The organism is Mangrovimonas cancribranchiae, from assembly GCF_037126245.1.
In the GTDB taxonomy this organism is placed as follows: domain Bacteria; phylum Bacteroidota; class Bacteroidia; order Flavobacteriales; family Flavobacteriaceae; genus Mangrovimonas; species Mangrovimonas cancribranchiae.
Window position 1 is genome coordinate 1,593,394 of record NZ_CP136925.1, and the last position, 26,592, is coordinate 1,619,985.

General features: G+C 33.7%; 26 protein-coding genes and 2 other RNA genes. 16 read left to right on the top strand and 12 right to left on the bottom strand.

The window, feature by feature from the left end; genetic code table 11:
- Positions 1-28: 28 nt before the first annotated feature.
- The 4 genes from rny to R3L15_RS07105 form a co-directional block, all read right to left on the bottom strand.
- Entirely contained in the window at positions 29-1,603 is a 1,575-nt protein-coding gene (gene rny / locus R3L15_RS07090; RefSeq protein WP_338730808.1) for a ribonuclease Y, read from the bottom strand.
- Positions 1,604-1,662: 59 nt separating this feature from the next.
- A non-coding RNA gene (gene ssrS, locus R3L15_RS07095) (6S RNA) lies at positions 1,663-1,770 on the bottom strand.
- A gap of 54 nt (positions 1,771-1,824) precedes the next feature.
- Positions 1,825-2,118 (bottom strand): cell division protein ZapA, encoded by a 294-nt coding sequence (locus R3L15_RS07100; protein WP_338730809.1) that lies wholly within the window; start codon positions 2,116-2,118, stop codon positions 1,825-1,827.
- A 19-nt stretch (positions 2,119-2,137) separates the two neighbouring features.
- A complete protein-coding gene (locus tag R3L15_RS07105; RefSeq protein ID WP_338730810.1) occupies positions 2,138-2,512 on the bottom strand; it encodes a hypothetical protein in 375 nt (124 codons plus the stop codon).
- 101 nt (positions 2,513-2,613) lie between these two features.
- Here R3L15_RS07105 and R3L15_RS07110 point away from each other — a divergent pair, with 101 nt between their 5' ends.
- Together R3L15_RS07110 and R3L15_RS07115 are read left to right on the top strand one after the other, a co-directional pair.
- Positions 2,614-4,308, top strand: a complete 1,695-nt coding sequence (locus tag R3L15_RS07110; protein ID WP_338730811.1) for a M23 family metallopeptidase — start codon at positions 2,614-2,616, stop codon at positions 4,306-4,308.
- Between the two features lie 68 nt (positions 4,309-4,376).
- Entirely contained in the window at positions 4,377-6,782 is a 2,406-nt protein-coding gene (locus tag R3L15_RS07115; RefSeq protein WP_338730812.1) for a carboxypeptidase-like regulatory domain-containing protein, read from the top strand.
- A 9-nt stretch (positions 6,783-6,791) separates the two neighbouring features.
- On the opposite strand, the gene R3L15_RS07120 is transcribed toward R3L15_RS07115, so the two are convergent.
- Positions 6,792-7,940 (bottom strand): cysteine desulfurase family protein, encoded by a 1,149-nt coding sequence (locus tag R3L15_RS07120; protein ID WP_338730813.1) that lies wholly within the window; start codon positions 7,938-7,940, stop codon positions 6,792-6,794.
- A 120-nt stretch (positions 7,941-8,060) separates the two neighbouring features.
- Between R3L15_RS07120 and R3L15_RS07125 the strand changes: the two genes are divergently transcribed.
- Entirely contained in the window at positions 8,061-9,032 is a 972-nt protein-coding gene (locus tag R3L15_RS07125) for a hypothetical protein (RefSeq protein ID WP_338730814.1), read from the top strand.
- On the opposite strand, the gene R3L15_RS07130 is transcribed toward R3L15_RS07125, so the two are convergent.
- The gene (locus R3L15_RS07130; RefSeq protein ID WP_338730815.1) at positions 9,029-9,574 is read right to left on the bottom strand and encodes a DNA mismatch repair protein MutS; all 546 of its coding nucleotides are present in this window, start codon (positions 9,572-9,574) and stop codon (positions 9,029-9,031) included. The genes R3L15_RS07125 and R3L15_RS07130 overlap by 4 nt on opposite strands.
- On the bottom strand, positions 9,567-9,770 hold the full coding sequence (locus tag R3L15_RS07135; RefSeq protein ID WP_338730816.1) for a hypothetical protein: 204 nt from the start codon (positions 9,768-9,770) through the stop codon (positions 9,567-9,569). The genes R3L15_RS07130 and R3L15_RS07135 overlap by 8 nt, the downstream gene beginning before the upstream one ends.
- A 173-nt stretch (positions 9,771-9,943) precedes the next feature.
- Here R3L15_RS07135 and R3L15_RS07140 point away from each other — a divergent pair, with 173 nt between their 5' ends.
- The 4 genes from R3L15_RS07140 (at position 9,944) to R3L15_RS07155 (ending at position 11,325) form a co-directional block, all read left to right on the top strand.
- Positions 9,944-10,210: a DUF2752 domain-containing protein gene (locus tag R3L15_RS07140; protein WP_338734117.1), complete on the top strand. Its 267-nt coding sequence runs from the start codon at positions 9,944-9,946 to the stop codon at positions 10,208-10,210.
- Positions 10,211-10,222: 12 nt separating this feature from the next.
- Positions 10,223-10,558, top strand: coding sequence for a CCC motif membrane protein (locus R3L15_RS07145; protein WP_338730817.1), 336 nt, complete (start codon positions 10,223-10,225; stop codon positions 10,556-10,558).
- 88 nt (positions 10,559-10,646) lie between these two features.
- Positions 10,647-10,922, top strand: a complete 276-nt coding sequence (locus R3L15_RS07150; RefSeq protein ID WP_125468652.1) for a CD225/dispanin family protein — start codon at positions 10,647-10,649, stop codon at positions 10,920-10,922.
- On the top strand, positions 10,909-11,325 hold the full coding sequence (locus R3L15_RS07155) for a DUF2752 domain-containing protein (RefSeq protein ID WP_338730818.1): 417 nt from the start codon (positions 10,909-10,911) through the stop codon (positions 11,323-11,325). The genes R3L15_RS07150 and R3L15_RS07155 overlap by 14 nt, the downstream gene beginning before the upstream one ends.
- Positions 11,326-11,380: 55 nt before the next feature.
- Here the strand turns inward: R3L15_RS07155 and rocD are convergent, their stop codons facing one another.
- Positions 11,381-12,625: an ornithine--oxo-acid transaminase gene (gene rocD, locus R3L15_RS07160; protein WP_338730819.1), complete on the bottom strand. Its 1,245-nt coding sequence runs from the start codon at positions 12,623-12,625 to the stop codon at positions 11,381-11,383.
- 270 nt (positions 12,626-12,895) lie between these two features.
- Between rocD and rlmD the strand changes: the two genes are divergently transcribed.
- The 5 genes from rlmD to R3L15_RS07185 all read left to right on the top strand — a co-directional run bounded on the left by rlmD (position 12,896) and on the right by R3L15_RS07185 (position 18,454).
- Positions 12,896-14,350: a 23S rRNA (uracil(1939)-C(5))-methyltransferase RlmD gene (rlmD, locus tag R3L15_RS07165; RefSeq protein ID WP_338730820.1), complete on the top strand. Its 1,455-nt coding sequence runs from the start codon at positions 12,896-12,898 to the stop codon at positions 14,348-14,350.
- Between the two features lie 7 nt (positions 14,351-14,357).
- Positions 14,358-14,888 carry a DUF6452 family protein gene (locus tag R3L15_RS07170; protein ID WP_338730821.1) on the top strand — a complete coding sequence of 177 codons (531 nt, stop codon included), beginning with the start codon at positions 14,358-14,360 and terminating at the stop codon, positions 14,886-14,888.
- Positions 14,860-15,588: a DUF6048 family protein gene (locus R3L15_RS07175; protein WP_338730822.1), complete on the top strand. Its 729-nt coding sequence runs from the start codon at positions 14,860-14,862 to the stop codon at positions 15,586-15,588. The genes R3L15_RS07170 and R3L15_RS07175 overlap by 29 nt, the downstream gene beginning before the upstream one ends.
- Positions 15,589-15,684: 96 nt before the next feature.
- Entirely contained in the window at positions 15,685-18,111 is a 2,427-nt protein-coding gene (pheT, locus tag R3L15_RS07180; protein WP_338730823.1) for a phenylalanine--tRNA ligase subunit beta, read from the top strand.
- A 100-nt stretch (positions 18,112-18,211) separates the two neighbouring features.
- Positions 18,212-18,454 (top strand): putative signal transducing protein, encoded by a 243-nt coding sequence (locus tag R3L15_RS07185; protein ID WP_338730824.1) that lies wholly within the window; start codon positions 18,212-18,214, stop codon positions 18,452-18,454.
- Here R3L15_RS07185 and R3L15_RS07190 read toward each other — a convergent pair.
- Positions 18,451-20,076: an ABC-F family ATP-binding cassette domain-containing protein gene (locus R3L15_RS07190; protein ID WP_338730825.1), complete on the bottom strand. Its 1,626-nt coding sequence runs from the start codon at positions 20,074-20,076 to the stop codon at positions 18,451-18,453. The two genes, R3L15_RS07185 and R3L15_RS07190, sit on opposite strands and share 4 nt — an antisense overlap.
- Before the next feature lie 126 nt (positions 20,077-20,202).
- Between R3L15_RS07190 and R3L15_RS07195 the strand changes: the two genes are divergently transcribed.
- Positions 20,203-21,669: a hypothetical protein gene (locus tag R3L15_RS07195; RefSeq protein WP_338730827.1), complete on the top strand. Its 1,467-nt coding sequence runs from the start codon at positions 20,203-20,205 to the stop codon at positions 21,667-21,669.
- Between the two features lie 48 nt (positions 21,670-21,717).
- Here R3L15_RS07195 and fsa read toward each other — a convergent pair whose 3' ends face one another.
- The 3 genes from fsa to ffs form a co-directional block, all read right to left on the bottom strand.
- Positions 21,718-22,371, bottom strand: a complete 654-nt coding sequence (gene fsa / locus R3L15_RS07200; RefSeq protein ID WP_125468662.1) for a fructose-6-phosphate aldolase — start codon at positions 22,369-22,371, stop codon at positions 21,718-21,720.
- Positions 22,372-22,503: 132 nt separating this feature from the next.
- Positions 22,504-23,307 carry an SDR family oxidoreductase gene (locus R3L15_RS07205; RefSeq protein WP_338730829.1) on the bottom strand — a complete coding sequence of 268 codons (804 nt, stop codon included), beginning with the start codon at positions 23,305-23,307 and terminating at the stop codon, positions 22,504-22,506.
- 56 nt (positions 23,308-23,363) lie between these two features.
- Positions 23,364-23,462: signal recognition particle sRNA small type (gene ffs / locus R3L15_RS07210), an RNA gene on the bottom strand.
- An 89-nt stretch (positions 23,463-23,551) separates the two neighbouring features.
- Between ffs and R3L15_RS07215 the strand changes: the two genes are divergently transcribed.
- From R3L15_RS07215 to R3L15_RS07225, 3 genes are all read left to right on the top strand, one after another.
- Positions 23,552-24,583: a glutaminyl-peptide cyclotransferase gene (locus tag R3L15_RS07215; RefSeq protein ID WP_338730831.1), complete on the top strand. Its 1,032-nt coding sequence runs from the start codon at positions 23,552-23,554 to the stop codon at positions 24,581-24,583.
- 1 nt (position 24,584) lies between these two features.
- Positions 24,585-24,971 carry a thioesterase family protein gene (locus tag R3L15_RS07220; RefSeq protein ID WP_338730833.1) on the top strand — a complete coding sequence of 129 codons (387 nt, stop codon included), beginning with the start codon at positions 24,585-24,587 and terminating at the stop codon, positions 24,969-24,971.
- 64 nt (positions 24,972-25,035) lie between these two features.
- Positions 25,036-26,589 (top strand): hypothetical protein, encoded by a 1,554-nt coding sequence (locus R3L15_RS07225; protein ID WP_338730835.1) that lies wholly within the window; start codon positions 25,036-25,038, stop codon positions 26,587-26,589.
- Positions 26,590-26,592: the final 3 nt, after the last annotated feature.

Below are 26,592 nucleotides of genomic sequence, written 5' to 3' on the forward strand. Positions count from 1 at the left end.
TCAACTTTTAAACGGATTTTATATGCTTTTACTTCGCGATATTAATAGCTCTTGTTTCGCGAATTACTGTAATTTTTACTTGTCCCGGATACGTCATATCGGTTTGAATTTTTTGCGATATGTTAAATGATAATTCCGACGCTTTTTGATCGTCTACTTTATCACTTTCTACAATAACACGTAATTCACGTCCTGCTTGAATAGCATAAGCTTTCTTTACGCCGTTAAATCCAAAGGCAATGTCTTCTAAGTCTTTTAAACGCTGAATATAGCTATCCAAAACTTGGCGTCTGGCTCCTGGTCTGGCTCCTGAAATAGCATCGCACACTTGAACTATTGGTGCTAGTAACGATTTCATTTCAATTTCGTCATGATGCGCTCCAATGGCGTTACAAACGTCGGCTTTTTCACCATATTTTTCGGCCCATTGCATACCAAGTATAGCGTGTGGTGTTTCCATATCGGTTTCGGCATCTGGCACTTTTCCAATATCGTGTAACAATCCGGCACGTTTTGCTAGCTTAGGATTCAAGCCAAGTTCGGCTGCCATAACACCACATAGTTTTGCAACTTCTCGTGAGTGTTGTAATAAATTTTGACCGTAAGATGAGCGGTATTTCATACGCCCTACAGTTTTTACTAACTCTGGGTGAAGATTATGAATACCTAAATCTATAATGGTACGTTTACCAACCTCTATAATTTCTTGTTCTATTTGCTTTTTGGTCTTCTTCACCACTTCTTCAATTCTTGCAGGGTGAATTCTACCGTCGGTAACTAATTTATGTAGTGATAATCTAGCAATTTCACGTCTTACAGAGTCGAAACAAGAAAGAATAATCGCTTCTGGGGTATCATCAACAATAATTTCTACACCAGTTGCAGCTTCTATGGCGCGTATGTTACGGCCTTCACGACCAATAATACGTCCTTTTACGTCGTCCGATTCGATATTAAATACAGATACGCAATTATCGATAGCTTCTTCTGTTCCTACACGTTGAATTGTGTTGATGATAACTTTTTTGGCTTCTTGTTGTGCTGTAAGTTTAGCATCTTCTAAAGTAGATTGAATGTATGCCATAGCATCGTTTTTAGCCTCACCCTTAAGCGATTCTATTAATTGTGCTTTGGCTTCATCTGCAGATAAACTAGAAATAACTTCTAATTGTTGTACCTGGCTTTTATGTAACCTATCTATTTCTTCTTGTTTTTTATCAAGGATTTCTAATCTGTGATTATAGTCCTTTATTTTATCTTCAAGACTTTGATTAAGTTTTTTGTTTTTTGAAAGCTCACTAGACACTTGAGATTCTTTATCTCTAGTACGTTTTTCGGCATCGGCCATTTTTTTATCGCGAGACATGATGACTTTTTCATGTTCGGATTTTAGTTCTATAAACTTTTCTTTGGCCTGAAGTATTTTGTCTTTTTTTATCGACTCGCCTTCACTTTTAGCTTCTTTTAAAATGCTAGCCGCAGATTTTTCGGCTTCATTTACAAGTTTTGAAGCATTTTTCTTTTCAATGGCTTTAGCTATTATAAATCCTACGATTAAGCCTAGCAAAGCACCTCCTACAAGTAATATAATTGGGTTATCCATGTTAGTTATTAGTTATTTTATATATAAAAAAAGCCTACATCGATTTTGTGTTTTGAATAAAACTCCTTAAATGCAAGTTTAGGACTAACAAGCTGATCAAGAATCTATTCTAAGATAGCGCGCTTTAACAACTTAGACTCATCCTTTTTAAAGAATTCCTGTTGAGTTTACCAAAAAAAATAATCAATGTAGGCAGTAACCTTTATTTATTTTTAAGAACGTTAAGAGTTTAAATGCTCCTGAAGGATGTTATTTAAAGTTTCTAACTTGTCTTCAACATGCTCACTTGCATTATCTTTATCTATTGTTTTTTGTTCCACTTGAGATGCAAATTGTAAGGCGCACATGGCGAGTACATCTTGTTTATCTCTAACGGAATAACTTTGCTCAAATTGTTTAATCATGGTTTCAATCTTTTTGGCTGCTTTGCGCAAACCTTCTTCTTGACTGGGCTGAATAGTTAAAGGATATACCCTATTCGCTATGGATATTTTAATTTTTAACCTATCAGACATACCTATGTTAAACTTAGCATTATTGAGAGAGTTCTGCTATACAATAGTCAATTTCTCGTATTAATGCATTTATTTTGAGCTTAGTTTCTCTTTTACTGTCGTCACTACCAAGTATTGTGTTTGCAACTTTTAACGCTTCGTATTTTTCTTCCCAATCTGCAGCAAGCTGTTTTTGGTTTTGAAGCTGTTTTTGAGTTAATTGTAGTTCTTGTTGTATGCTTAAATTAGCTTGTTTTAGCTCTTCTATTTTATTAACAGCCTTATTAATTTGGGCTTCAAGAGTATCAACAAGGGTTTCAATTTTACTCATCAGCAATACATAATACTTATCATACAAAGTTATGATTCCTCTCCTAAAATTACAATTGTTTTTAAATAAATTTTGTATTTTCACGTTATTATACCCTCCTTGTACCTTAAAAATTTCTAGCGTTTGATTTGCCTTTGCAAATCTTAATCAAATTAATATTTTAGCAATTCGATATTACAAGCTTTATGCACAAGACCATTTTATTATTTTTATTACTACCAACATTACTTTTTGCTCAAAACTCAAGTCCTTACCCAGAAGATTACTTTATTCATCCATTAGATGTTACCCTTGTGTTATCTGGAACTTTTGCCGAGTTACGCTCTAATCATTTTCACTCTGGACTTGATATAAAAACACAACAAAGAGAAGGCTTAAAAGTATACGCCGCTGCGAGTGGTTATGTAAGCAGAATTAAAATACAACATTATGGTTACGGAAAAGCGTTATACATTACACACCCTAATGGGTACACCACTGTTTATGCCCATTTACAAAAGTTTAGCCCTAAAATTGAAGCTTATATTAAAAAAGCACAGTATGATAAAGAATCGTTTGAAATTGAAGTTTTCCCAAATACTAGCGAGTTATTAGTTGAACAAGGCGATATTATTGCTTATAGTGGCAATACTGGTGGCTCCGGCGGTCCACATTTGCATTTTGAAATTAGAGATAATTTAGAGCGTCCTATTAATCCCCTACTCTTTGGCATGGATGTTAAAGACACCACAAAACCCATGATTAAAAGTTTATTTGTTTACCCTATTGGTGATAATGCGCATGTTAATAATTCTAACGACAAGCAAAAATTACGTCTTAGAGCGCTAGGTAATGGCGATTATACCACCGAGAAAATTGAAGCTTTTGGCAAACTTGGTTTTGCAATTGAAACTAACGACAGACAAGATTTAGCCTACAATAATAATGGGGTTTACAACATTCAATCATTTTTTAACGGATTTAAAAAAATTGATATCGATTTTAGACGGTTTTCATTTTCTGAAACCAGACATCTAAATAGGTTAATAGATTACGAATATTATAAAACCCATAAAGATAGACTTCAAAAACTATTCATTGAAAAAAACAATCCGTTAAGTCTATATAAAGAAGCCGATAATAATGGCTACTTAATTATTGAGGACAGCACAGCATCGGTATATAAAATTCGTGTAAAAGATTACCACGAAAACGATAGTTGGGTTACCATTAATATTAAAGGAAAAAAGGAAGAAGATATAAGAAAAGAGCCAATTAAAGAGACACATTATTATATTTATGCCAATAAACAGAATGAAATCCTCCATAATAACATTTCTATAAATTTTCCACAAGACACCTTTTACGATGACTTTTTCTTAGACTTTTCGGCAAGTAACGATACTATTCAATTACACGACGATATTATTCCTGCTAAAAAATATTTCACTATTACTTACGATACATCTTCCTTAAAGCAAGACGATTTAAACCAACTATACATTGCGCGATTAGTAGGTTATAACGATTACCCTTTATATTCTAAAACATACAAAGAAACCGGAAAAATTTACACGAGAACGAGAACTTTAGGAAAATACGCCTTAGCCATAGATGATGAAAACCCAACCATAAAACCAACAAATTTTACCAATGGCAAATGGTTAAGCAAATACCGTTACTTAAAACTAAAAATTGACGATAAAGGATCAGGAATCTCTAATTACAGAGCTACCGTAAATGGCAAGTGGGTTTTAATGGAGTACGATTATAAAACAGATATGCTAGTTCATGACTTTACAGATGGCATGATAACAGATACTAAAAATAAATTAAAGGTAATTGTAACAGATAATGTGGGAAATAGTTCTACATTTGAAGCTACATTCTATAGAAAATAAAAAACAATCCCTTGAAGGCCTATTTTAAAATTCAGCTTATTTGCCTTTTTTTACTACCTGTGTTAAGCATGGCGCAAACAGGTACTATTAAAGGTGTTATTCTAGATGAAAATAACATTCCTATAAGTAATGTTAATATTAAAGCATCGCAATTTGGAACAACCTCAAACAACAATGGGTTTTATACTCTTAAAGTTCCCGCAAATGAAGATATTTTAGTAACCTTTACTCATATTACCTTTAAAACTATACAGGCTACATTTAATCTTAAAAACGGAGAGTCTTTTGAGTTTAACCCTGTTATGAAAAGTAACGTTGAGCAAATTTCAACCGTTGTTATTTCTAGCGAGAAAAGAAAAGACATTCAAGGTATTGTTACTCTAGAACCCAAAACTATTAGAAAAATTCCTGGCGCCAATGCTGGTGTAGAAAATCTATTAAAAACATTACCTGGCGTTAGTAGTAATAACGAATTAAGTACACAATATTCTGTTCGTGGTGGAAATTACGATGAAAACTTAGTTTACGTTAACGGGTTTGAAGTTTACCGTCCGTTTTTAATTCGCTCAGGACAACAAGAAGGGCTTAGTTTTGTAAATACTGATTTGGTAAGAAATGTTGACTTCTCTGCGGGTGGATTTCAAGCCAAATACGGTGATAAGCTTTCCTCTGTATTAGATATTACCTATCGGCAACCCTACGAATTTGGTGTTAGCCTTGATGCTAGTTTACTTGGCGGAAGCCTTGCTGTTGAAGGCACTAGTAAAGATTCTAAATTTACAGGTATTGTAGGTGTTCGCTATCGTGATAACAGCCTATTAGTCGATGCTAAACAAACCGAAACCAACTACGACCCTACGTTTTTCGATGTTCAATCTTATTTAACTTATAAGTTTAGCGACAAGTTTCAATTAGATTTTCTAGGAAATGCTTCTATTAACAAATACAATTATCAGCCTAAAACTAGGCAAACCAATTTTGGTACATTAGATAATCCGTTAGCCTTATTAGTTTATTACGAAGGGCAAGAAAAAGATAGATATCAAACGCTATTTGGTGCTTTAAAAGGAACTTATACTGTTAACGACAATCTATCGTTACAACTTATTGGTTCGACCTACCACACAACAGAAGAAGAGTATTTCGATATTTTAGCGCAATACCGTTTAGGAGAAGTTAACACCAATATTGGCGATGAAGATTTAGGTGAAGTTGAATATAGCGAAGGTATTGGTGGGCAACTTAACCACGGTAGAAATGATTTAGATGCTTTAATTACTAACATTCAACACAAAGGAAACTACGAGATAAACGATAATAATTTTGAATGGTCTTTAAAGTACACCCACGAAGACATTCGTGATCGTTTAGTTGAATGGGAAGTAATTGATTCGGCAGGGTTTTCAATAAATCCACCAAGCAGCGATGCCTTTAACGAGCAACCTTACGCACCATACGAAGGCCCACTAACAGCATTTCAAAATGTGCGCACAAAAAATGAAACCCAAATAGATAGAATTCAGGCTTATTTACAATGGAGTCGCCGTTTAAATATAAACGACACCGAGGTTTGGCTTAATGCTGGCGGACGTGTTCATAATTGGACTGTAAGTGGAGACAATATTATATCAAAAACACAAACAGTTATTAGTCCAAGAGCGCAAATAGCCGTAAAGCCTAACTGGAAAAGAGATATGTTATTTAGGCTTGGTGGTGGTTTATATTATCAACCGCCATTTTATCGTGAGCTTAGAGACTCATCAGGCATAGTAAATCCAGACGTAAAAGCACAAAAATCAGTACACCTTGTTTTAGGAAACGATTACAGCTTTAAAATGTGGGATAGACCATTTAAATTAACAACCGAGGCTTATTATAAAAAAATAACCGATGTTAATCCTTATACAGTAGAAAATGTACGTATTCGTTATCGTGCTAAAAATAATGCCGAAGCCTATGCGTATGGTTTAGATTTAAGACTTAATGGTGAGTTTGTTCCAGGAACAGAATCTTGGGTAAGTTTTGGCTATTTAAAAACTGAAGAAAATATAGACGACCAAGGCTATATTGCAAGACCTACAGACCAACGCTTAAAATTTGCTGCCTTATTTCAAGACTATGTGCCAATATTACCAAAAATGAAAATGTACCTTAATTTGGTTTATAACACAGGGCTGCCTGGTGGATCTCCTAGCTATGCTAATCCTTATGAGTATCAAAACCGTTTACCAGATTATAAACGCGCCGATCTAGGCTTACAATATGTGGTTGTAGATTATAACGAACGTTTTGACAAAGGATGGCGTAAACCTTTTAAATACTTATCGTTAGGATTTGAGATTTTCAATATTTTTGATGTACAAAACTCCATTACCAATACTTGGGTAAGAGATGTATATAGCCAACGCCAATATGCAATTCCTAATTATTTAACGCCAAGAATTTTTAATATAAGAACAACAATGAAGTTTTAAGAATTTGGATTAATCCTCAACAAATTCTTTTAGAACGTTAACCACATAATCAATCTCATCTTTAGTATTAAACTTACTAAACGAGAAACGAATAGAAGGTTTTTGTTTATCTTCCTCTGAAAGGATTTGCTCTAAAACATGAGAGCCTTTACTACTACCGCTTTGGCAAGCACTTCCTTTAGAACACGCAATACCTTTTAAATCTAGTTGAAACGGTAATGTTAATGCCTTTTCTGGTGGCATAGGTAAACATGCATTTATTAACGTATACGTGCTTTTAACGTTATTATGGCAATTACCGTTAAATTTTACATCTGGAATAGCTTTTTCTAATTGTAAAGTGAAATAATCTTTCAACTCTTGTACATAAGTACGTTCTTCTTCTAAATTTTCATAAGCCAACTTAAAAGCAGTTTCCAAGCCTTTAATATTATGTACAGCTTCGGTACCCGCACGGTAGCCACGTTCTTGCGAGCCACCAAAAATTAAAGGTTTTAAGTTGCTATCTTTTCTTATATAAGCAAATCCAATCCCTTTCGGACCATGAAATTTGTGTGCAGCTGCCGTCATAAAATCAATAGGAACTTGTTGTACATCCCATTCAAAATGCCCAATAGACTGTACGGTATCACTATGAAAAAGTGCTTCATTGTCTTTACACATTTTAGCGACCTTTTCAATGTCAAGAATATTCCCTATTTCGTTATTTACATGCATTAAACTTACTAACGTTTTGTTATTACTCTCTGTTAGTAAATGCTCTAAATTGTCGTAATCTGGCGTGCCACACGCTTGTAGTTTTACATATTTTACTGTAATACCATATTCTTTTTCAAGTTCTTCTACGGTATGTAACACGGCATGATGCTCTATAGCCGATGTAATTATTGTTTTTACACCGCCATCACGAACAGCACAACGTAAAATCATGTTATCGGCTTCGGTGCCACCTGAAGTAAAAATAATTTCTTGTGGCAAGGCATTTAATGTCTTCGCTATAGCTTTTCGTGCAGTTTCAATAATTGTTTTAGAAGAACGCCCAAACGCATGGGTTGACGATGGATTTCCATAATTATTCAACAAAACGTCTTTAATATCGTTAATAACTTCTTCTCTAACTTGTGTGGTTGCTGCACTATCTAAATATACCGATTTCATTGCCCTATTTTATGCCTTTTTTTATTTAGGCCACAAAAATAGGTCAAATAAAATTATTTACAAGATGCAGCGTTCTATATTTAGCAAATCCTGTATTTTTGTTCAAATAAAATTTATGCTATGCAAAAATATTTAGCACTATTCACTATAATTACCTTGTTATTATCTTGCGATGATGGTGATGTGATAACTGTTGAACTAGAGTTTGACGATACTTTTGAATATTGTGGTAACCTTGTGTTTTATAAAACCAAAACAACCCCAAACGAGTCGCTTTCTTTAAAAATAACAAACCCTATAGATGCTATTGAAGATATTTTACAATACGATAATATAAGTCCAGACTCTCCTATAGTAGAACTAGTAAATCCTGAAATTACGGGTAATATTAATGGCTCAACCAATGCTTTTAATTATCGTACTTATAATTCGGCTATTAGCGGTAATATTTTTTGTAACGACATTCCACCATCCAATCTTGGTATTGAAAACGATTACTCAAGTACCGCAGGAAATTTTACTATTTACACCACTTTAATTGAAGATGATAACGATGGTGTTCCTGCAGAAATGGAAGATATAAATGGTAATGGCGATTTATATGATGATGATACTGATGGCGATGGAATACCAAACTTTTTAGATGCCGATGATGATGGTGACAACGTATTAACAATAACCGAACTTAATGATAATGATTTGGTTGATGCCAACAACGATGGCGATTTTGATGATGATGTTGATGGTGATCCGTTAACAAACCCAGTAGATACCGATGGCGATGGTATTCCTAATTATTTAGATAACGACGATGATGGCGATGGTGTTTTAACCATAGATGAAGAAAATGAAATACAAGACAATAATCCTGCTAACGATTTTACCAATCCTAATGTAGCCGACTATTTAAACCCAGATGTTAGTACAACTGTTCCCGCAACAGCATACAGAACTCATAATATTGAACAACTGTTTGTTATTGAAATTCTTGTTGAAAACATCTCTTTTTCAAATCTAAACCAAAGCGAATTTGATTTTGGCACTATGGAAATAAGTCCTTCGGCTGGTAGAACGTTTACACCTGAGTTTTAGTCAGGTGTTGCATTTTGGTAAATATAAACTTCGGTGGCACCTAAACCGTATTTTTTGTAATCGGCATCGTAATATTTTACGTTGTAGCGTCCAAAAAGGTATTCTAATTCCATTTTTAGAACACCTTCGCCTACACCATGAATAAACACAATTTTCTGAAAACGCTTTCTTATAGCAAACTCTAATTGTCGCCTGGCAGTATCTACTTGTAAGTTTAGCATCTCATGGTTTGTCATTCTACCAGACTTATCGGTTAATTGATGAATGTGTAAATCCACTTCCATGGTTGGCGAATATTTATCTTTGGCCTTTTTCTTGCGCGTAGTTTGCCTTTTCTTAGGTTGTGCTTTTTGGTTTATATCCTCCTGATCTGGTGTTATGTATGATTGCCCCAAAGCATCATCTATTAATACTAATTCATCAGCCGAAAACTCTAAATCAAACCCATCGCAAGAAACGGTAATCACATCGCCTTTTACAGCAATAACCTCTCCTGTTAAGTCTTCATCTAATACCGATACAGATTGTCCTACCTTAAACATTCTCAGAGTCGTTTTTTTCTACTTCTTTTTCACGTTTGCTAGGAATTGTTCTTGAAACCCTGTACAAACCAATCATTAAACAAAACATACCTAAAATAAGTATTACGGTATCCTGCTTCTCGCCTGCTTGCGCATAAATTGCTACAATTGCGCCAATAATAATAAGTAAGTAATTTATCGTTTTTTGAATCATCATATATCAACCTTTATAAATACAAGTAACAAAAATACATATTACTGCGTCACTAATTAAATTAAAATCATATAATACGTTTGCAATTAATTTGTACTTTTAGGCAAAATTATTGTAAATAGTTATACCCTAAAACAACGTAAACAGACGTGATGTCTTTTGAACTAGAACATTATATGCTTCCTTGCCTTAATAAGCAATTATTAGGTTTTGATTGTTTGGGGTGTGGTATACAACGTGCATTCTTTTTAATTTTAAAAGGCGAGTTTAGTGCTGCTTTTAAAATGTATCCTGCCATTTATCCTTTAATTGTTTTAACGCTTTTTTTGTGTTTAAATTTTTTCTTTAAATTTAAACACGCTAATAAAATTATTAATATTCTTGCAATAACTTCGGTAACAACGATACTTGTAAGTTTTACTATTAAATTAATTAACCAATAACTTCACTTACTTATGGAACAACAAAAACTTAACCCAACAGTCGTTTATATTTTAGCCATTTTAGGTTTATTATGCTGCTGCTTTGGCGGATTAGGCTTTATCTTATCTGGAATTGCCTTTTTTATTGCAATGAATAAACTAAAAGATGCTAAACTTCATCCAGAAAACTACGATCAAAGTAGTGTTAAATCTATGGATACTGCACGAATTGTAGCTTTAGTTATTCTAATCATCAACTTAGTTTATTTTGCAGCAACTATATACAGAATTGCCACAGTTGGATGGGATGAAATGATGGAGCAATCGCAACAAATGATGGAACAATGGCAACAACAGCAAGGCAACTAATCTTATCGCTTTAACTATTAAAAGTGACCATTTTAATGGTCGCTTTTTTATTACTTTTTATTTAAATTAAAAACTTATACCAAAAAACATGGAAAATAAACCAACTAGACCTAACAGTTATTTAGCCTTGGCTATTATTAGCACTATTTTATGTTGTTTACCAGCAGGAATTGTTAGTATTATTTATTCAACAAAGGTTAATAGCCTTTATGAAGATGGAAACTACGCTGAAGCCGAAAGAGCGTCTAAAAATGCTAAAACATGGGGAATTGTTTCTGTGGCATTAGCACTTTTAATTTATATCGTTATTTTTGCTATTTATGGAATTGCAATTTTTGCCGCAATAGCTAATGGCGACTTCTAGATTAAGACTTTTTTTATACATTATTATAGCGATCCTGCTTATCTCTGCAGTATCGCTATATTTTTTTGTAAACCCTTCTTCCGAAGAAATACAATTATTTCCTAAGTGCCCTTTTTATAGGTTTACAGGACTATATTGCCCTGGTTGTGGGAGTCAAAGAGCTATTCATGATATTTTAAACGGCCATTTTATTGAAGGGTTACGACATAATTATTTATTTATTCTTCTAGGAATTGTTTTAGGTTATGAAGCCTTAACATTTATAAGATTAACATTTTTTAAAAAAGAAACTTATAATCTAATTCACACCTCAAAATTTACAATAACAGTTCTTATTATTGTTCTTGTGTTTTGGTTTTTAAGAAACCTTCCCTTACACCCATTTACCGAACTTGCTCCATAAAAAAAGTGATTGATAAACATCAACCACTTTTAATACTATCATATGTTAGTTTGATCTATTTTTCAAACGCTTTGAGTGTTTTTGTAATAATAGCAACACAATCTAACAACTGCTCTTTGTTCATTACTAATGGTGGTGCAAAACGAATAATATTACCATGAGTTGGCTTTGCCAACAAGCCGTTATCACGTAATGCCATACAAATATTCCAAGCGGTATCACTTTCTTCATCTTCATCAATAACAATAGCATTTAACAAGCCTTTTCCTCTCACAAGTGTTACAATATTACTTTCGGCTATATATTTATTCATTTCACTTCTAAAAAGCTGCCCTAAAGCTTCTGCATTTTCGGCTAAAGACTCTTCTTTAACAACTTCTAACGCAGCAATAGCAACCGCTGCAGCAACAGGGTTACCACCAAAAGTACTTCCGTGACTACCTGGTGTAATCACATTCATAATATCATCATTGGCTAAAACAGCACTTACTGGATAAGCACCGCCACTTAAAGCTTTACCTAAAATTAAAATATTAGGCTTTACATTCTCATGATCGCAAGCTAATAATTGTCCGGTTCTGGCAATACCTGTTTGTACTTCATCGGCAATAAACAAAACATTATACTTTTCACAAAGGGCTTTGGCTTTTTGCAAATACCCTTCAGATGGCACATAAACACCAGCTTCTCCTTGAATAGGCTCTACTAAAAAGCCAGCAACATTAGGGTTGTTTTTTAAAGCTTCTTCTAAAGCGTCTAAATTATCGTAATCTATTTTAATAAAGCCTTTAGTGTAAGGCCCAAAGTTTTTTCTAGCTACAGGATCGTTTGAAAATGAAATAATTGTAGTTGTTCTTCCATGGAAATTGTTTTCACATACAATAATTTCAGCATCATTTTCATCAATTCCTTTTACTTGATAAGCCCAACGTCTACATACTTTTAGTGCCGTTTCTACAGCTTCGGCTCCTGTATTCATTGGTAGCAATTTATCAAATCCAAAATATGCTGTTGCAAATTTTTCAAATCGCCCTAACATATCATTATAAAACGCTCTAGATGTTAGTGTTAAAGTTTGCGCTTGCGATGTCATTGCGCCAACAATTTTTGGATGACAATGCCCTTGATTAACAGCAGAATATGCTGAAAGAAAATCGTAATATTGCTTGCCTTCTACATCCCAAACATGAACGCCTTCACCTTTACTTAATACCACTGGAAGTGGATGATAGTTATGTGCGCCATACTTGTTTTCTAAATCCATCGCTTCTTGCGATGTTAATTGGTCTAAAACAGCCATTTTAATAAATAGTTTAATGTGTGAATAAAATAACCATTCCTTCTCTACCTTTATCCTTCCGAAACCCTCGAAAATTCAGCGTGGGAGAGAAATCATCCCTAAGAGTTCGCAAATTACTAAATATTAACTGCTTCTTAAAATGTTAGTTTAAGATTTTTTGCTAGTATATATTTAAGTTTTAGAAAACAAACAACATTATCAATGTTATAATAAAAGCCATATTAATTCATAAGTTTTGCTAATTTTGCAGACCATTGAATATAAAGAATAATGCCTCGAAGAGAACGAAATAAATTTGTAAAACGCGGACAAATACTAAATTTAAAAATAGAAGACTATGCCTTTGGTGGAAAAGGTATAGCGCGTCTTAAAAACGAACATGGCGAGTTTATTGTATTTGTACCCAATACACTTCCAGGTCAGCTTGTAAAAGCTCAGGTTAAAAAGTCTAGTAAAAAGTATGCTGAATGTAAACTTATTGATGTTTTACAGTCATCACCCGATGAAGTTGAAGTCCCCTACCAAGACATACCTGGCGCACCTTACATAAAGTTGCCTATTGATTTACAACATAAATATAAAAAGGAAAGTACCCTTTCGCTGTTTAAAAAAATTGGTAAAGTAGATAATATTGAGAACTATTTTGATGCGTTTATTAGCTCTCCAAATGTGTTTCATTACAGAAACAAAATGGAATATGGTTTTTCGGCTATTGGATATGACAAAACCAAACAGACCGATGTAGATGAGTTTACCTTAGGATTTAAAAGGCGTGGTACTTGGTGGATGGGTGAAAACCTAGAAAAAGATTCTGGCCTTTTTGACGAAGCGGTAGAAACCCATTTAAAAACCATAAGACATTACTGTGAAAAAACAGGGTTACCACCATGGCATGCACCCAGAAAAACAGGTTTTTTCAGGTATTTTGTTGTAAGAAAATCCCACAAAACCAATGCCTTGTTATTTAATTTAGTGACCACATCTCACGACTTATCAAAATTTGATTTAACTGCTTTTGCAGAGTTTTTAGTCTCTCTATTTGGAGATAGATTAGCAGGCTTATTACATACTATTAACGATGAAATTGGAGATCGTACTATTGCTACTTCAGGGAGTATAAAACTAGTCTATGGAAAAGATAAAATTGTCGAGGAATTATTAGGGTTACAATTTGAAATTAGCATGAAAAGTTTCTTTCAAACTAATCCAAAATCTGCCGAAAAATTATATTCAAAAGTTGTTGATTATGCTCTTGAAGATAGAGAAGCTGTAGATAACAGTGTTGTTTTAGATTTATTTTGTGGTACAGGAACTATAGGTCAAATTATAGCTTCAAAAGCAAATAATACAAAAATAATAGGTGTAGACATTGTTGCATCGGCAATAGAAGATGCCAAAAAAAATGCACAACGTAATGGCATTGAAGGCTTGCAATTTTATGCTGCCGATGTTGGGAAATTTTTAACCGAGCATCCACAGTACAAAAACAATATTAAAACCATTATTTTGGACCCCGCAAGAGCTGGTATTACACCTAAAACGCTTAAAAAAATCATAAACCTAAATGCAAAACGTTTGGTTTATGTATCTTGCAATCCAGCAACCCAAGCTAGAGACATTGAACAACTTGGACACGCCAATTACAAGATAAAAAAACTAAGTTTAGTCGATCAATTTCCACATACAGCGCACATAGAAACTGTTGTACTTTTGGAAAGAAGATAAAATTGTTATGAAAAAAATCACAGCGTCACTTCTACTCGCTTTAGTTTTATTCACGTGTGAACGTGATGATATTTGTTCCGAAAGTATTACAACATCTAGAATTAATATTGCACTTTTAGACATTAATTTCCCAGATGAAGACACCCCTAAAAATGTGTTTAATTTACGTGTTCAAGGTGTTGGCAATGAATCTGTACTCTCAGATTACGATGTTGTTAGAACAAGTAGCTTACTGTTACCGCTAAAAACAACCGATGATGTAACACAGTTTAGGTTACATATAGATTATAATGTTGATGATAACGGCACACCAGAACCAGAAGACGATATTATAGAAGGAAATGAAGATATTATTACCATTAACTATACTAGAGAGCAAGAATACCTCTCAAGAGGCTGTGGTTACAGAACTGTATTTAAAAATGTAACTATAACCGTAGAAGATGATGGCGACAATTGGATTCAAAATATAATACCAGCAAACGATAATTTAATAGTAAATAACGAAGATGAAGTACATTACAAAATTTACCATTAATATGGTTTTTTTACTGTTTTGTGCCCTCTCTTTTGCGCAAAACGATAGCCTCCCAGAAACCAATAATATACCAGATTCCTTAAAGGTGAAACAAAAATACGGTATTCGTCTTGGTGGTGATATAGGAAAATTAATTCGCTCTTTTATTGATGACGATTACACTGGCTTTGAAATAAATGGAGACTACAGATTAACCCGACGATGGTATTTAGCAGGTGAAATTGGTGCCGAAGAAAAGAAAACCAATAACGACCATTTAACCAATACAGCTAAAGGAACCTACTTTAAAGCCGGTGTCGATTATAATGCTTACGATAATTGGTATGGCATGGAAAACATGATTTACGGCGGGTTTCGGGTTGGAGCTAGTACATTTTCTCAAACATTAGAATCATTTAGTGTATACGCTCCTAATCAATATTGGGCACCACAACTTTCAAGTAACGAAAGTCAAGAATTTAGTGGTCTTACTGCAATTTGGGGCGAAGTTATTCTAGGTATAAAAGTAGAGGTCCTTAAAAACTTATATTTAGGCGCCAATGCGCAGTTTAAATATATTATTAGTCAAGACCAACCTAACGGCTACGAAAACTTATATATTCCAGGATATCATAAAACTTACGATAGTGGTAACTTTGGTTTTGGGTATGGCTATAACATATCTTATTTAATCCCATTATTTAAAAAGAATAAAAACTAACTAGTTTCGTTTTATAAACTCTTTAAAAACCTCTTATCTATTTCAAATAACCTAAGAGGTTTATTATCTTTGCACACTTAAACAGAATGACATCTTATGAAGATTTCTTACAATTGGCTTAAGCAATTTATTCAAATAGATTGGGACGCTGAAAAAACAGGTGAATTACTTACAGATTTAGGACTTGAAGTTGAAGGTATAGAAAGCTTTCAATCGGTTAAAGGTGGCCTTGATGGTATTGTTGTTGGCGAAGTGCTAACCTGCGAAAAACACGCAAACGCAGACCGCTTAAAAGTTACTACGGTAAATATAGGCGAATCAGACCCCGTTCAAATTGTTTGTGGCGCCCCTAATGTAGATAAAGGTCAAAAAGTACCTGTGGCTACTGTAGGAACAACATTATACACCCCTGAAGGCGAAGCCTGGAAAATAAAAAAAGGGAAAATTCGTGGTGAAGTTAGCCAAGGAATGATTTGTGCCGAAGACGAATTAGGACTAGGAAACTCCCATGATGGCATCATGGTTTTAGACAACAGTTTAACTCCTGGAACACCTCTAGCGGAAGTTTTCGAGGTTGAAAACGACTATGTTTTCGAAATTGGCCTAACGCCCAACCGAGCCGATGCTATGAGTCATTTTGGCACCGCAAGAGACCTTAAAGCTGGACTGCTTCAAAAAGATATTAACTCAGAATTAATAACACCTTCTGTAAGTGCTTTTCATGTTGAAAACCGCACACTGCGTATTGATGTTGATGTTAAAAATTACGATTTAGCACCAAGATATTGTGGTGTAACCATTTCTGGATTAAAAGTAAGCGAGTCACCAAACTGGTTAAAAAACAGATTATTAGCTATAGGATTAACACCTAAAAATAATGTTGTAGATGCTACAAACTATGTGCTACACGAATTAGGACAACCATTACACGCTTTTGATGCCTCTAAAATTACAGGCAACAAAATTGAAGTAAAAACACTTCCTGCAGGAACCAAATTTACAACCCTTGACGAAGTAGAACGCGAGCTTCATGAAGAAGATTTAATGATATGTAATGCCGAAAAACCTATGTGCATTGCTGGCGTATTTGGAGGATTACATTCAGGTGTTACAGAAACTACCACAGCAATCTTTTTAGAGAGTGCTTATTTCAACCCTGTTTCTGTTAGAAAAACAGCTAAAAGACACGGTTTAAATACTGATGCGTCTTTTAGATTTGAAAGAGGTATCGATCCAAATATTACAGAATACGCTTTAAAACGCGCAGCATTACTAATTCAAGATATAGCGGGAGGTGAAATTACTAGCGATGTATTTGATACTTACCCTAAAAAAATAGAAGATTTTCAAGTACGTTTAAGTTTTGATAATGCTAAAAAACTTATTGGTGAAGAAATCCCCAAAGAAACTATAAAAGAAATTTTAATGTCGTTAGGCATTAAAATTAACAATGTTACCGAAGCCGGTTTAGGTCTTACTATTCCTGCTTACAGAAACGATGTGCAGCGTGAAGCCGATGTTATTGAAGAAGTATTACGCGTTTATGGTTATAATAATATAAAAACCACCGAAAAGCTTAACGCATCTATTTCTAATACTTCGAGATTTGAAGATTATAAACTTCAAAATATTATTGGTAATCAATTAGCATCTCAAGGATTTTACGAAATGCTTTCAAACTCGCTTACCTCTGCAAAATATACAGAACTAAGCGAACAATTAAAAAATGAGCATAATGTTGAAATGTTAAATCCACTTAGTAGCGACTTAAGTGTGTTACGCCAAAGTATGTTGTTTTCTGGTCTTGAAGCCATTAATCATAATATTAATAGAAAACGTAATAACTTAAAGTTATTTGAATTTGGTAAAACATACCACGATTTTAATGGTAAACGCGAAGAGTTTAAACGTTTATCGCTTTTTGTTACAGGAAATAGAGATAACGAGCGCTGGAATTCTACTATAAGAGAAAGTGATTTCTTTTATTTAAAAGGAATTATAAACACCATTTTTAATCGCTTAGGAATACAAGGAACCTCGACCTCTCCTATTTCAACCGATTTGCTTTCCGAAGGTATTTGCATCTCAAAAAAGAAAACAAAATTGGTAGAGTTTGGTGTGATTAAAAAAGCGGTTTTAAAACCCTTCGATATTTCTCAAAACGTCCTTTATGCCGAATTTAATTGGGATAATATTATTGAAACAGCTAAAACCAATAGTATTTCGTATACCGAAATCCCTAAATACCCTGAAGTAAGACGAGATTTTGCTTTATTGATAGATAACCATGTTACTTTTGAAGACATTGATAAAATCGCTTCTCAAACCGAGAAGAAACTATTAAAAGATGTTGATTTATTTGATGTTTATCAAGGTAAAAACCTTCCTGAAGGCAAAAAAAGTTATGCTGTAAGCTTTACATTACAAGACGAAAACAAAACTCTTACAGATAAACAAATAGATAAAATTATGAAAAAGCTCCAAACCAATTTTGAAAAACAACTCGGTGCTGAGTTGAGATAACAAAAAAGCCTGCTTTAAGCAGGCTTTTTTCATATTTAAATCTATTTAAAATCTCAATAAAATTTCGTATCTTTAGTAGGCAACCATAAACGCTATAATTATGGATTCTACTTACAAAAAAATATTTTCTGGCAGCTTTATTGTTGTGCAACTTATTGTAGACAAACTTAAAGCTATTGGCATTAATCCCGTGGTAAAAGATGAAACCGAATCTGGCCGTTTAGCTGGTTTTATGGCTTCTATTCCAGGATTTCAAGATCTTTACGTTAGTGAAGACGAAGTTGAAACAGCACGCCCTGTAATAGAACGTGTTACCAATGAATTGGAAGCCGATACCAATTAAGCCGTTACGGCATACATTTTATCGCGTAGTTCCTTTATTTTAGGATCTTGCATATATTCATCAAACGTCATGTATCTATCGATAACGCCATTTGGTGTTAATTCTACTATTCTATTACCAACGGTTTGCGCAAACTCATGATCGTGTGTGGTTAATAACACCGTACCTTTAAAGTTTTTAAGCGAATTGTTAAACGCTGTAATACTTTCTAAATCTAAGTGGTTTGTTGGCTCGTCTAGCATTAATACATTTGCTCTTACCATCATCATTCTACTTAACATACAACGTACCTTTTCGCCTCCAGAAAGCACATTACATTTTTTTAAGGCTTCTTCTCCACTAAAAATCATTTTTCCTAAGAATCCTCTTATATAAACCTCTTCGCGTTCTTCTTCGGTCTTTGCCCATTGGCGTAACCAATCTACAAGCGATAATTCGCTATTAAAATAGTCACTATTATCTAATGGTAAATACGATTGCGTGGTTGTAATTCCCCAAGCAAACTCTCCTGAATTGGCTTTTTCTTTGTCGTTAATAATTTGATAAAACGCTGTTGTTGCTCTTGAATCTTTTGAAAACACAACCACCTTATCGCCTTTGGCTAAATTAAGATCTATGTTTTTAAATAAAGTTTCGCCTTCTATTGAAGCTGAAAGACCTTCTATATTTAAAATTTGATTGCCCGCTTCACGTTCTCTTTCAAAAATAATAGCAGGATAACGACGACTTGAAGGCTTAATTTCAGAGACGTTCAATTTTTCTATCATCTTTTTTCTAGATGTCGCTTGTTTAGATTTGGCTACGTTAGCAGAAAAACGTCTAATAAATTCTTCAAGTTCTTTCTTCTTCTCTTCGGCCTTTTTATTTTGTTGTGCGCGTTGCTTTGCCGCTAATTGCGACGACTCGTACCAGAATGAATAATTCCCTGAATAATGATTAATTTTTCCAAAATCAATATCAGAAATATGTGTACAAACCGCATCTAAAAAGTGACGGTCGTGAGAAACCACGATAACACAATTTTCGTAGTTTGCTAAAAAGTTTTCTAACCAAGAAATCGTTTCGTAATCTAGGTCGTTGGTAGGCTCATCCATAATTAACACATCTGGATTTCCAAATAACGCTTGTGCCAATAATACACGTACTTTTTGCTTTCCATCAAGGTCGCTCATTAAAGTATAATGCAAATCTTCGGTAATTCCTAAGTTTGATAATAAGGCTGCGGCACTACTTTCGGCATTCCAACCGTCCATTTCTTCAAATTTTACTTGAAGCTCGCCAATTTTTTCTGCATTCTCATCGGAATAATCGGCATACAATTGGTCTATTTCTGTTTTAATTTCAAACAAAGGTTTATTACCGCGTAATACCGTTTCTAGCACAGGATACTCATCATATAAATTATGATTTTGCTCTAAAACCGACATACGTTTTCCTGGCTCTAAATGTACATGTCCAGATGTTGCCTCTTGCTTTCCTGAAAGTATCTTTAAAAATGTAGACTTCCCGGCACCATTGGCACCAATAATTCCGTAACAATTTCCTTGATTAAAGGTGGTGTTTACCTCATCAAACAAAATACGTTTTCCAAATTGTACAGATAAATTAGATACTGATAACATTCCTCTTGCTTTTAATTTTTGCAAAAGTAGAAAAAAGCTATTATATGTAGAAACAAAACCTTACATATTAATATTTAACAACGTATTAACAAGGCATCATGGTTGCATGAGGTATTTTTGTAACGTATGAAAACACCTATTTCTATGCTTTTATTACTTAGCCGTGCATGCATGATTCTATTTTTTGGCATTTTGTTAGTCTCTTGTGAAAAAGATGCTAGCCAAAACAATGATGTTGCTTATTTAGGTGGCGAAATTGTAAACCCTAAAGACGATTTTGTTGTTTTAACAAAATCGGATTCCAAGCTTGTCGATACCTTAAAACTTGATAAAAGAAATAGATTTATTTACAAGTTTGACAGCTTAACTTCTGGTCTTTATTTGTTTAAACTACATGCTGCTGATGGCTTTGAACATCAAATGGTTTTACTAGAACCTAACGATAGTATTATGCTTAGACTTAATACTATGGAATTTGATGAATCGCTGGTTTTTACAGGACATGGTGCTAAAAAGAACAATTATTTAATTGAATTGTTTTTAGAGAGTGAAATTGATGATAAAAAAGTGCTTGGTTTTAGCCAATTACCACCAAAAGAGTTTGAAACTAAAGTAGATTCTATTAAAGAGAGTAAACTAAAAAAGCTTAAAGACTTTTCAGTGAAAAATACTGTTTCAAAAAGATTTGTCGATCTAGTTGAGGCCAACATTAATTACGATTACTATCTAAGTAAAGAGGTATATCCTTTTGTAAATTATTCTACTAACGAACGCAAAATAATAGAATCGCTTCCAGAGGATTTTTACGCTTTTAGAAAAGATATAGACTATAACCATTCTAGTATAAAAGATTATTTTCCTTATTATTCTTTTTTAAGACACCACTTTGAAAACTTAGCCTTAACAAAGCACTTTAAAGAGTCTAACGATAGTATTTTTAATAGAAAGTGTCTCAATTACAACTTAACTAGATTAGATTATATTGATAGCTTGGTAAAAAGTGACAATATTAAAAATTCGTTGCTAATGAATACAGCTATAGAGTTTATAAGTGATAATAAAAATGTAAAAGATTACGATACGTTTTTAAAATCGTTTAACTCTAAATGTTCCAATAAAGATCAAAAAGAATACTTAACAAATACCATAAACGCATTAAAAGGCCTAAAACCAGGAAACACCTTACCTAACATTAAAGTGTTTGATATTAACGGAAATGAAAAAAGACTTGGGCAATTAATGAACCATAAACCAACTGTTATTTATTTTTGGAGACAATCCTACTTAAGACATTTTCAAGAATCGCATGAAAAGGTTAAAGAATTAGAGAAAAAATATCCAGAAATAAACTTTGTTGCTATTAATGCTTATGAAAACCATGTTCCTGCATGGCAGGAGCATTTAAAGCTTTACAAATACGATAAAACAAACGAGTTTTTATTTGAAAACCCAACCGAAGGCAAACAATCTCTCGCTATTTATCCTATTAATAAAGTTATCTTGGTAAATAAGAGAGGGCAAATAATTAATCCGCACACTAATATGTTTTCAATTCATTTTGAAAACCAATTGTTAGAAGCCTTAAACCCATAAAAAAAGCCTCGAAACAATCGAGGCTTTTCATTTATATAACAAGTTTTTTTAATTCCCTTTTTTGTAATCTGCTAAAAACTTTTCTAACCCAATATCGGTTAACGGGTGCTTTAACAAGCCAGAAATAGAACTTAAAGGTCCTGTCATAACATCGGCGCCAATTTTAGCACAATCAATTACGTGCATCGTATGACGTACAGATGCGGCTAATATTTCGGTATCAAACGCATAATTATCATAAATATGGCGAATTTCAGCAATTAGGTTTAATCCATCTGTTGAAATATCGTCTAATCTTCCAATAAATGGTGACACATAGGTCGCTCCTGCTTTTGCAGCTAATAACGCTTGCCCTGCAGAAAACACTAAAGTAACATTGGTTTTAATACCTTTATCGCTAAAGTATTTACAGGCTTTTACACCATCTTTAATCATAGGTAATTTAATAACAATTTGATCATGAAGTTCAGCTAAGGCTTCTCCTTCTTTTACCATACCGTCAAAATCGGTAGATATTACTTCGGCACTTACATCGCCATCTACAATATTGCAGATGTCTACATAATGTTTCATGATATTGTCATGACCCGTAATACCTTCTTTTGCCATTAACGATGGGTTTGTTGTAACACCATCTAAAATTCCCATATCTTGGGCTTCTTTAATTTGCTCTAAGTTAGCAGTATCAATAAAAAATTTCATTTAAATAAATGCGTTTAAGTTGTGTTATTTTCTCGAAAATCGAGATTTAAGTGTTTCTGAACTGTTTTTAAATCAAGTATTTCACTATTAATACTAGGTGAATTTACATTTAATAACGTTTCAGTTGCAAAATTACAATTTATAATGGTTCATTAATAGCCTTTCGTAAACTTTATCTGGTAAAATACGCTTTAAAACAATAGAGAATTTTTGCATAAACTCCCCTACTTTATAATGGGCTTTTGGCTTTTGGGTGTTGATAACTCTTAAAATAGCTTCAGCCATAATTTTAGGGTCTTGACCGCTATCTACATGACTATTCATTAAAGCTAAAGTATTACCATAAGATGTTTTGTACGGCGACTTATCGTTTACAGGCGCATGATACCTTCCTGCGGCAATATTTGTAGCGAAGTCGCCTGGAGCAACGTTGGTCATCTCTATATTAAATGGTTTTAGCTCCATTCTGTAGGCTTCGGTAATTAGCTCTAAAGCCCCTTTACTTGCACTATAAACACCGCGAAAAGGTAATCCCATGTATCCAGCTATAGAAGTCACATTAATAATTAACCCCGATTGTTGTTGGCGCATGTGAGGTAAAACTTCTTTAATTACATTTAAAGGCCCAAAGAAATTTGTTTCAAAATTTCGTTTTATTTCGGCATCTGGAATTTCCTCGATAGGCCCCGTTATACCTGCTCCAGCATTATTAATTAGGATATCTAATCGCCCTGATTTTTCAATAACCTCGGAAACAGCCGATTTTATAGTTGCTACATTAGCAACATCTAAAGCAACTAAAGGGAATTTACTATTAGTGTATTTTTCTGGGTTTCTACTTGTACCATAAATCTGAAATCCTTTTGCTGTTAGAAACTCACCAACCGACTTACCAATACCAGATGAACCACCAGTAATTAAAATAATTTTAGACATAAGTTGTGATATTTTAGCTCAAAAATACAATTAAATAGGAAAGAAAAGCGCATAAAAAAAGGCAAGCTACCTACATCACACCGCTACGACCGCGTACCTTTGCTGCGTTCCCGCCCTGGAGGATTCAGCAGGAGCTGGTTGTGTAGGACTTGCCGACTGCAAAGATACAACCTTTTAATACTTTTACAATGATTTTTTAAACTGAATTTTATTGAATACATTGCTTCAAATTATTTTTAAAGTCATGACATCCGTTAAATTACTTATTGCCATAGCATTATCCACTATTATTGTTTCATGCGGGAACAATATTGCTGAAATGAAAAAGAACATTTTTATTAAAACGAACATTAAAAACAACTCTTTCACCTTAGGAGAAACACTTAAAGTTAGTCTTGAGAACCCTAAAAACTATGATATTGGTAACGTTACATTCTTACTTGATGGCAACAAGATTTCAGACCAAACACCTTTAAATACTATTAAACTTGGTGTGCACACTCTAGAGGCTCAAATTCAACTAAATGACACACCAGAAACAATCGCTACGAACATTACTGTTTTAAATAATAAGACACCTAAAGTGTATCATTTTGAAATTATTAATGAATACCCGCACGATATAACATCGTACACCCAAGGATTAGAGTTTTATAATGGTGAATTATATGAAAGTACTGGACAATACGGCGAATCCAAACTTAGAAAAGTTGACTATAAAACTGGAGAGCCTTTAAAAAGCATAAATCTTGCTAACCAATATTTTGGTGAAGGCCTTACGGTTTTAAATAATAAAGTGTATCAATTAACATGGAAAAGAGGCACTGGATTTATTTATAATGCCGAAACTTTTGAAAAAACAGGATCCTTTAAATATAACAACAGTAAGCAAGGTTGGGGAATTTGTAACGATGGAAAAACACTATATAAAAGTGATGGTACTGAAAAAATCTGGACGTTAGACCCAGAAACTTTAATGGAACAAAATTATATTCAGGCTTACCATAGTAAAGGTAAAGTTGTCGAACTTAACGAACTAGAATGGGTAAACGGAAAAATTTATGCCAATCGCTGGCAAAAAAATGGTGTGGCTATTATTAACCCTAAAAACGGCGCTGTAGAAGGTGTGATAGACTTTTCTCCTTTACATAAAAAAGTAACGCAGCACCCAAAACTAGATGTGTTAAACGGTATTGCCTACAATCCTGAAACCCAAACCTTATTTGTTACAGGAAAACGTTGGGACAAACTTTTTGAGGTAAAAATTATAGAATAACGTGAATACATTCTCCAAAAATATTGTTGTTATCCAAAATAATCTTGATCAACTAAACCACGTTAACAATGTACAATATGTGCAATGGGTACAAGATATTGCAGAGCAACATTGGTATAAAGAAACCACCGAAGCGATAAGAAGCACTTATTTTTGGGTTATGATTAACCATTATATTGAATATAAAAAAGAGGCTAAACTCGGGGAAACGATTATCGTAACTACCTATGTTGAGGAAACCAAAGGCGTAAAATCTACTAGAATTGTAGAATTTTCTAATACCGAAAACACCCTCTTAGCAAAATCAACAACACAATGGTGTTTTATAGATGCAAAAAGTAAACGCCCAACAAGAATCCCTAAAGACATTGCTCAAATATTTTCTTAAGCCCATTTATAATAAATCATATTGTTAAAAGTTTTATTTTAGCATACACTAAGTCAACTCTTTCATGAAACGCATAGCAACATTCATAATTTTTTCACTTATTCTTTTACTTTGGAGTTCTTGCCGGAAAGAATTAGATTTTGAAACAAGATCTGGCGGATTAGCATTCTCCAAAGACACTGTTTATTTGGATACCGTATTCACCAATATAGGGTCTAGCACATATAACCTTAAAGTATACAATCGTAGTGATGATGATATTAGCATTCCATCGGTAAGATTAGCACGTGGCGAAAATTCAGAATACCGCTTAAATGTTGATGGAGTTGCTGGTAAAGAATTTCAAAATGTAGAAATTTTAGCCAACGATAGTATGTATGTTTTTGTTGAAACAACTATAAATATTAATAACTTACCTAACATAAACGGCGAGTTCCTTTATACCGATGAAATTGAATTTGGTATTGGTTCTAATATGCAAACAGTCGATTTGGTTACCCTAGTAAAAGACGCACATTTTATTTACCCAAATAGAGATAACACCACTGGCGTTATTGAAACAATAACATTAAATGTTGGTGGCGAACAAGTTGAAAGCGACATTCAAGGACGCTATTTACTCCAAGAAGAACTCACCTTTACAAACGAAAAACCTTACGTTGTTTATGGCTTTGCGGCAGTTCCCAATGGCGAAACATTAACCATAAATGCAGGAACACGCGTACATTTTCATGCCGATTCTGGTCTGTTAGTATCAGAAGGTGCTTCGCTTCATATTAACGGCGAATTTAGTAATAACGAAGAATTACTAGAAAATGAAGTTTTCTTGGAAGGTGATAGATTAGAACCATCTTTTTCTGAAGTTCCAGGACAATGGGGGACCATTTGGTTATTTGAAGGCAGTGTAAACAACACTATAAATTATACCACTATAAAAAATGCTTCTGTAGGTATTTTAAGTGATGGTAACCCAAATGAAGCTAACGATAAATTAACTATTACTAACTCGCAGATTTACAATTCTAGTAACTATGGTATTTTAGGTAGAAACACATCTATCTTAGCCGAAAATCTAGTCATTAACAATACTGGCTTAACATCGTTTGCAGGAACTCTTGGTGGAAAATATAACTTTACACATTGCACCATCGCAAATTACTGGAGCAATAGCTTTAGGCAATTCCCTGCATTATTATTAAACAATTTTCAAGAAAATAGTGATGGTACATTATTTCTTGCCGATTTAACCGAAGCTAATTTTAATAACTGCATTATTTACGGAAATGATAACCCAGAATTTATTTTAGATGAAATTAGCGACAATGACGTTTCTTTTAATTTCAAATTCACTAACTCTTTATTAAGATTTGAAGACCCAACAAATAGTTTTAATACAGCAAACTACAATTTTAATGACACATTAAAATACGAAGGAAATGTTTTTAATGATGATCCAGCGTTTTTAAATGCTGAAAACAATCAAATGCGTATTGGCGAAAGTTCTGCTGCCATTAACTTAGGTAACACAACATTTGCAGCACAAGTTCCAGAAGATATTTCAAGAGAAAACCGTACGACATCTCCAGATGCGGGAGCTTATCAGCATACAACAGAATAATAA

What these genes read in the sequence shown, in the direction of transcription:
- rny (WP_338730808.1), bottom strand. Translation starts at nt 1,603, where the DNA reads ATGGATAACCCAATTATATTACTTGTAGGAGGTGCTTTGCTAGGCTTA.
- R3L15_RS07100 (WP_338730809.1), bottom strand. Translation starts at nt 2,118, where the DNA reads ATGTCTGATAGGTTAAAAATTAAAATATCCATAGCGAATAGGGTATAT.
- R3L15_RS07110 (WP_338730811.1), top strand. Translation starts at nt 2,614, where the DNA reads ATGCACAAGACCATTTTATTATTTTTATTACTACCAACATTACTTTTT.
- R3L15_RS07115 (WP_338730812.1), top strand. Translation starts at nt 4,377, where the DNA reads ATGGCGCAAACAGGTACTATTAAAGGTGTTATTCTAGATGAAAATAAC.
- R3L15_RS07120 (WP_338730813.1), bottom strand. Translation starts at nt 7,940, where the DNA reads ATGAAATCGGTATATTTAGATAGTGCAGCAACCACACAAGTTAGAGAA.
- R3L15_RS07125 (WP_338730814.1), top strand. Translation starts at nt 8,061, where the DNA reads ATGCAAAAATATTTAGCACTATTCACTATAATTACCTTGTTATTATCT.
- R3L15_RS07130 (WP_338730815.1), bottom strand. Translation starts at nt 9,574, where the DNA reads ATGTTTAAGGTAGGACAATCTGTATCGGTATTAGATGAAGACTTAACA.
- R3L15_RS07135 (WP_338730816.1), bottom strand. Translation starts at nt 9,770, where the DNA reads ATGATGATTCAAAAAACGATAAATTACTTACTTATTATTATTGGCGCA.
- R3L15_RS07140 (WP_338734117.1), top strand. Translation starts at nt 9,944, where the DNA reads ATGCTTCCTTGCCTTAATAAGCAATTATTAGGTTTTGATTGTTTGGGG.
- R3L15_RS07145 (WP_338730817.1), top strand. Translation starts at nt 10,223, where the DNA reads ATGGAACAACAAAAACTTAACCCAACAGTCGTTTATATTTTAGCCATT.
- R3L15_RS07150 (WP_125468652.1), top strand. Translation starts at nt 10,647, where the DNA reads ATGGAAAATAAACCAACTAGACCTAACAGTTATTTAGCCTTGGCTATT.
- R3L15_RS07155 (WP_338730818.1), top strand. Translation starts at nt 10,909, where the DNA reads ATGGCGACTTCTAGATTAAGACTTTTTTTATACATTATTATAGCGATC.
- rocD (WP_338730819.1), bottom strand. Translation starts at nt 12,625, where the DNA reads ATGGCTGTTTTAGACCAATTAACATCGCAAGAAGCGATGGATTTAGAA.
- rlmD (WP_338730820.1), top strand. Translation starts at nt 12,896, where the DNA reads ATGCCTCGAAGAGAACGAAATAAATTTGTAAAACGCGGACAAATACTA.
- R3L15_RS07170 (WP_338730821.1), top strand. Translation starts at nt 14,358, where the DNA reads ATGAAAAAAATCACAGCGTCACTTCTACTCGCTTTAGTTTTATTCACG.
- R3L15_RS07175 (WP_338730822.1), top strand. Translation starts at nt 14,860, where the DNA reads ATGAAGTACATTACAAAATTTACCATTAATATGGTTTTTTTACTGTTT.
- pheT (WP_338730823.1), top strand. Translation starts at nt 15,685, where the DNA reads ATGAAGATTTCTTACAATTGGCTTAAGCAATTTATTCAAATAGATTGG.
- R3L15_RS07185 (WP_338730824.1), top strand. Translation starts at nt 18,212, where the DNA reads ATGGATTCTACTTACAAAAAAATATTTTCTGGCAGCTTTATTGTTGTG.
- R3L15_RS07190 (WP_338730825.1), bottom strand. Translation starts at nt 20,076, where the DNA reads ATGTTATCAGTATCTAATTTATCTGTACAATTTGGAAAACGTATTTTG.
- R3L15_RS07195 (WP_338730827.1), top strand. Translation starts at nt 20,203, where the DNA reads ATGAAAACACCTATTTCTATGCTTTTATTACTTAGCCGTGCATGCATG.
- fsa (WP_125468662.1), bottom strand. Translation starts at nt 22,371, where the DNA reads ATGAAATTTTTTATTGATACTGCTAACTTAGAGCAAATTAAAGAAGCC.
- R3L15_RS07205 (WP_338730829.1), bottom strand. Translation starts at nt 23,307, where the DNA reads ATGTCTAAAATTATTTTAATTACTGGTGGTTCATCTGGTATTGGTAAG.
- R3L15_RS07215 (WP_338730831.1), top strand. Translation starts at nt 23,552, where the DNA reads ATGACATCCGTTAAATTACTTATTGCCATAGCATTATCCACTATTATT.
- R3L15_RS07225 (WP_338730835.1), top strand. Translation starts at nt 25,036, where the DNA reads ATGAAACGCATAGCAACATTCATAATTTTTTCACTTATTCTTTTACTT.